This is a genomic window from Denitrobacterium sp. (genome assembly GCF_056180635.1).
Genome location: NZ_JAZZJS010000030.1, coordinates 38,346 through 42,756 on the forward strand (window position 1 = coordinate 38,346; position 4,411 = coordinate 42,756).

Annotated in this window: 3 protein-coding genes; 1 reads left to right on the forward strand and 2 read right to left on the reverse strand. The window is 59.2% G+C overall.

Annotation, left to right across the window (positions count from 1 at the left end; translation table 11 throughout):
- Position 1 precedes the first annotated feature (1 nt).
- Both AC04P6_RS02725 and AC04P6_RS02730 read right to left on the reverse strand, forming a co-directional pair.
- A complete protein-coding gene (locus AC04P6_RS02725) occupies positions 2–1,210 on the reverse strand; it encodes a CDP-glycerol glycerophosphotransferase family protein (RefSeq protein WP_475565055.1) in 1,209 nt (402 codons plus the stop codon).
- A gap of 123 nt (positions 1,211–1,333) precedes the next feature.
- The gene (locus AC04P6_RS02730) at positions 1,334–2,422 is read right to left on the reverse strand and encodes an acyltransferase family protein (protein ID WP_475565056.1); all 1,089 of its coding nucleotides are present in this window, start codon (positions 2,420–2,422) and stop codon (positions 1,334–1,336) included.
- A gap of 995 nt (positions 2,423–3,417) precedes the next feature.
- On the opposite strand from AC04P6_RS02730, the gene AC04P6_RS02735 reads away from it, so the two are divergent.
- Positions 3,418–4,077, forward strand: a complete 660-nt coding sequence (locus tag AC04P6_RS02735; RefSeq protein ID WP_475565057.1) for a hypothetical protein — start codon at positions 3,418–3,420, stop codon at positions 4,075–4,077.
- Positions 4,078–4,411 lie beyond the last annotated feature (334 nt).

The window sequence follows — 4,411 nt, forward strand, 5'->3', positions numbered from 1 at the left end:
GCTATTCCTCCTTCTCGACGTTTCCGCTGCCGAACACGGCTCGCACGATGCGTTCGGTAGCATGGCCATCGCAGGCCGACATGAATTTCTGGCGAAACGCGTCGATGCGCGCGGGATCGAATGACCGCTCGCTTTCCACAAGCCATTGCACGATCTCGTCGGTCGTCGTGCATACCGGGCCAGGCGTGAGCTCATCGTAGTCGTAGTAGAAGCCGCGCCAATCGTCGTAGTCGGCCTTATCGTATGCGAAGAAGGCAAGTGGGCGGCGCAGAAGCGAATACTCGAACACGAGCGACGAGTAATCGGACACGCAGGCTGCCGAGGCAACCATGAGCTCGTCGATGGCCAGGTTGCCATGCGTTACGTCGAACGCGAAGTCGCGGCAGTCATCGGGAATCGCAGGCGGTTCCTTCACGAAGGGGTGATGCTTGATCACGAGCGCCCACCGGTCGCCGAACGCGCGCTTCAGCGCGGGAATGTCCAGCTGATCGGGGCCTTCCGCACTTGCCACGCGTCCGCGGAACGTGGGCGCGTACAACAGGATCTTGCGCCCCGCGATGCCCGGCAGCGCCTCTTCCACGCGAGCACGCGAACGCTCGAGGAAATCGCGCTGGAAGAAGATGTCGGTGCGGCTCACGCCCAGGGCGCGCACGATTTCCGGAGTGCGCTCCAGGTGCATAGCCTCGATATATGCCCAGTTCACTTCAGGGCTGCTGGTGGTAACGAGCGAGAGGTTCTCGTAGAACGGATGCTTGAGCTTCTGCTTGCGCGAGCCGCCGAACTTCAGGTCGGCAGTGCTCATGCCCCATTTCTTGAACGCGCCGCAGCCATGCCAGAGCTGCACCACCTGCGAGCCCTCGCGCAGGGGCACGCAGCTCACAACGTTCGAGGCGTCGTTCAGAAAGACATAGGGCGCGGTGGCGATTTCGCGCAGCATGGCCAGGCAATTGCGATGATACAACGCATAGCGCACGCGCGATTCGCCTAGGAACATAACGCTCACCTGCAAGGACGCATCCTCTTCCAGACGCGCGTGCACGAACTTGAAGCTGTCGGACAGCTTGGGCTCGCGCACCTCCACAAACACGACCTTGCCCGGCCGCAAAGGCCGGCGCGCAGCCTTGCGATAGACGTGCGGATACCATACGGATAGGCAGAAACCGCGCATCAGGCGCTTCGCGAATCGAAGCGGAATCGTATAGAAAGCCATCGTTCTCCTGTTCGGATGCATGCTTGTCGCAAGAAAGGATACACCAGTCGGCATGCATGGCGGCACCGGCGACGCCAGCAAGCACCAACGCGCCTAACCAGCAGCAGCAATCACGCAGGTGGGCTATTGGGGCTGGGCGGGACTCGATGGCTTCGTCGCATGCGCGTGCAACTTGCCTCCCAGCCAATCGAAGGGCCGGCTGAACGGCGGCAACGACAAAACCACGGTGATGACCAGGCCCAACCCGATGCACACAATGGGCCAGGAAACCCCATGCGCCATAAGGAAGGCGTAGGCGTCGCAGCCGCTCAGAATATACAGCACCGCAAAATGCAACATGTAGACAGCCAGCGTACGCGCGCCGAACTCCGAGATGAACGGGGTTGCTCGCCGGGGCATAACGGCAAGCACGCTCGCGCACATGGCAAAGGAGATGAGATACGCTACGCCGCGGTGCATCCACGAGCAGCCCACCAAGCCAGCCTTGATGGCGTTCTCGAAGGAATTGCGCCCCGTGAACAGCGGACGGAAGGCATAGACCTCGCCAATGCAAGCGATGCACAACGCAGCAAACGCCACAATGACAACAGCTCCCGCCACGCGTAGCCACGGACGCGCCAACGCTCGCTCAACCCGAGTAGCATCCAGCATATGACCCAGCCAGAAGAACGGCAGGAACACCACGATACGCGACAGGTACAAAAAGTCGCCCACGTTCGAGTCGTAGCCCACAAGCAGGCCCAACGCCAGCGAGCCCGCAAGAACGACCCAGGCACTTGCACGGCGCAGCAACCAGGCGAGCGTATAAAACGCGGCAAGCGCGAACATGAACCACGCAATTCCGCCATCGCCGAGCAGCGTGAACTTCACGGAACCCGTATCGCCTCCCGAAATAGCGGCAATCGCGTATAACGTCGCGAAATTGACGATCTTCAGCAGGAAGCCCAACGCGCAGAACTGCACCACCCTATCGAGCGTCTTCCCCGCCGTGAGCTTGTCGCGCTTCACGAACAGACCCGACACGAACAGGAAGAGCGGCATGTGGAACGAATAGATAAACAGGAAGAGACTCTTCGCACCGGGGTGCTTGATAGCGCCCATGTCGATAATGTGGCCAATGACCACCAATGCGATCAGCGCGAACTTCACGTTGTCGTAATACGCAATGCGCTTACGCGATTGCGCGGCCACATCCTCCATGGGCGCTCCCATTCCTCTGCACTTCTCACCGCTTTCCAGCAACCAAGCATCATGGTTGCGCAGTTGCCCATTGTAGCTGCATGCGCAGGGAAACGGGCGAGCTCCCGGCCGGGCGCAGCGCAAAAACGGGGCGCGGACGGAGAAACACGCAGGGTGCCTTTTCTGAAAAAGGCAGGCATTCGAGGAGCATTCGCGCAAAGTCCCCGCCTTCGAGAGGACGCGACCTGGGCTTTCGAAATGAGAGCTCGCATAATCCATTACCTTTTTCAGAAAAGGCAATCGCATGACCCGCAGAATGCCTTCATAGAATGATGCGCCATAGTCGCGAAATCGTCGCAAAACGGTCGCACGGAAATCACCTATCGATAGCACGCCAGATGATAAAAACCATCAGGTAACCTGGTGAAACAAAGCCGCCACTAACGTTCGTTCATGACGTAAACTTGCAGGGCGTTCGCATGGCCAAGCACCACGCAAATCATCGGCAGAGCGACCGCGCGGCAAAACGCTTGCCCGCAGCAGCGCCAGATTCGGCATTCGCCTACCCCATAACATGCACCCGCCCGACAGGTGCCGCGCCATGCAGACCAAACCAACAAGCGCATGCAACAAACAATCACGCCCTATCACCTTCCACTCGGGGAGAAGACATGACCACATTCATACTTGGATACCGTTCTGCATTGGCTTACTGGAGTTCGCCCATTACGAATAAGGGAGCGATACCCTTATCGCCATTGGAAGAGCGGGGCATCCTAGCCCAAGCGACGACGCCAACTCAACATCAAGCTGGGAAGATTATCGAGGTGGGCATGCAAGCGGGGATTCAAGCTCCCATTGACGTAATCACCCCCAAACCAGGCACATCCAGAACGACAGCACGCATGCGAGCGCACGTGCAAACCACCGCCCTTCCACCTGGTTCACTCGCCTGTCTCACGACGATTTCCCACGACGGAGAGCCTTTAACGCTATGCATCGCGTCGCCTGAGCTATGTCTCGTGCAAATGGGATGCCTCACGAACAGACTTGAGCTCACGGAACTGGCGTTCGAGCTCTGTGGCGATTACGCCATACGCCCCAACAGCGGCAACGAAACGGAAGCAGTCCAGCGAGCTCACGTTACGACGGCACAGCAAGTACGCGCATTCGTCGAGCAAGCGGATGGCATACGCGGCATACGCCGCGCCCGGTATGCGGCCGAATTCGTTTTCGACGGTTCCCGGTCGCCACGCGAATCTCAAATCGCGATCGAAATGACCCTTTCGCACAGGCTGGGAGGATACGGAATGCCACGTCCCAAGCTTAACGAATCCCTCACTCCAGCGGGCCCGGCGCGCCGCGCCGCGGGAAGCAAAACGATTATCCCCGACTTCTACTGGCCCGATGCCAAAGTAGTGCTCGAGTACGACAGCAACGCCTTTCACTCCGAACAGCGCGAACGGGAACACGACCTAGGCAAGCGCAATGCATATGAGATGATGGGGCTGCACGTGCCATCCCTGTCGCACCGCCAATTCGTCGACCAACTGCAATTTACCTGCATCATGGACGAGCTGGGCAAAAAGCTCGGATTCGAAACGCGTCGCCTGACCAACGTCCAACAACGGAAGCGTAACCAACTTCACGGCTTCCTAACCCATGGCGACCGCCTCCCGCGTCGATAGGGACAGGCCAAGCACCCCACACGCCCCCTCCACCAAGTTCCTTTTTCAGAAAAGGCACGCCCTCGCAGCCCATCAACACGAAAGAAAGCAGCGTGAATCAACGCGACCAGGCATTTCTCAATGTGATTGCCGCTGCATCATTGCCTTTTTCAGAAAAGGCAATCGCCGCTGGAAAATGATGTCGCCCTAAAAATGCCTGCGCTGGCGGGCGGAGGTATCGCCTGCCAGCGCAGATAGCTGTAACGGAGGAGCCCGACCTGGGCCTTGATCGCGCTCCCCCGCTCTATCCATGACCCGCGCCCCACATGAGGAACGCGCGCCTTAGATAACGAGG

What these genes read in the sequence shown, in the direction of transcription:
- AC04P6_RS02735 (WP_475565057.1), top strand. Translation starts at nt 3,418, where the DNA reads ATGGGATGCCTCACGAACAGACTTGAGCTCACGGAACTGGCGTTCGAG.
- AC04P6_RS02725 (WP_475565055.1), bottom strand. Translation starts at nt 1,210, where the DNA reads ATGGCTTTCTATACGATTCCGCTTCGATTCGCGAAGCGCCTGATGCGC.
- AC04P6_RS02730 (WP_475565056.1), bottom strand. Translation starts at nt 2,422, where the DNA reads ATGGGAGCGCCCATGGAGGATGTGGCCGCGCAATCGCGTAAGCGCATT.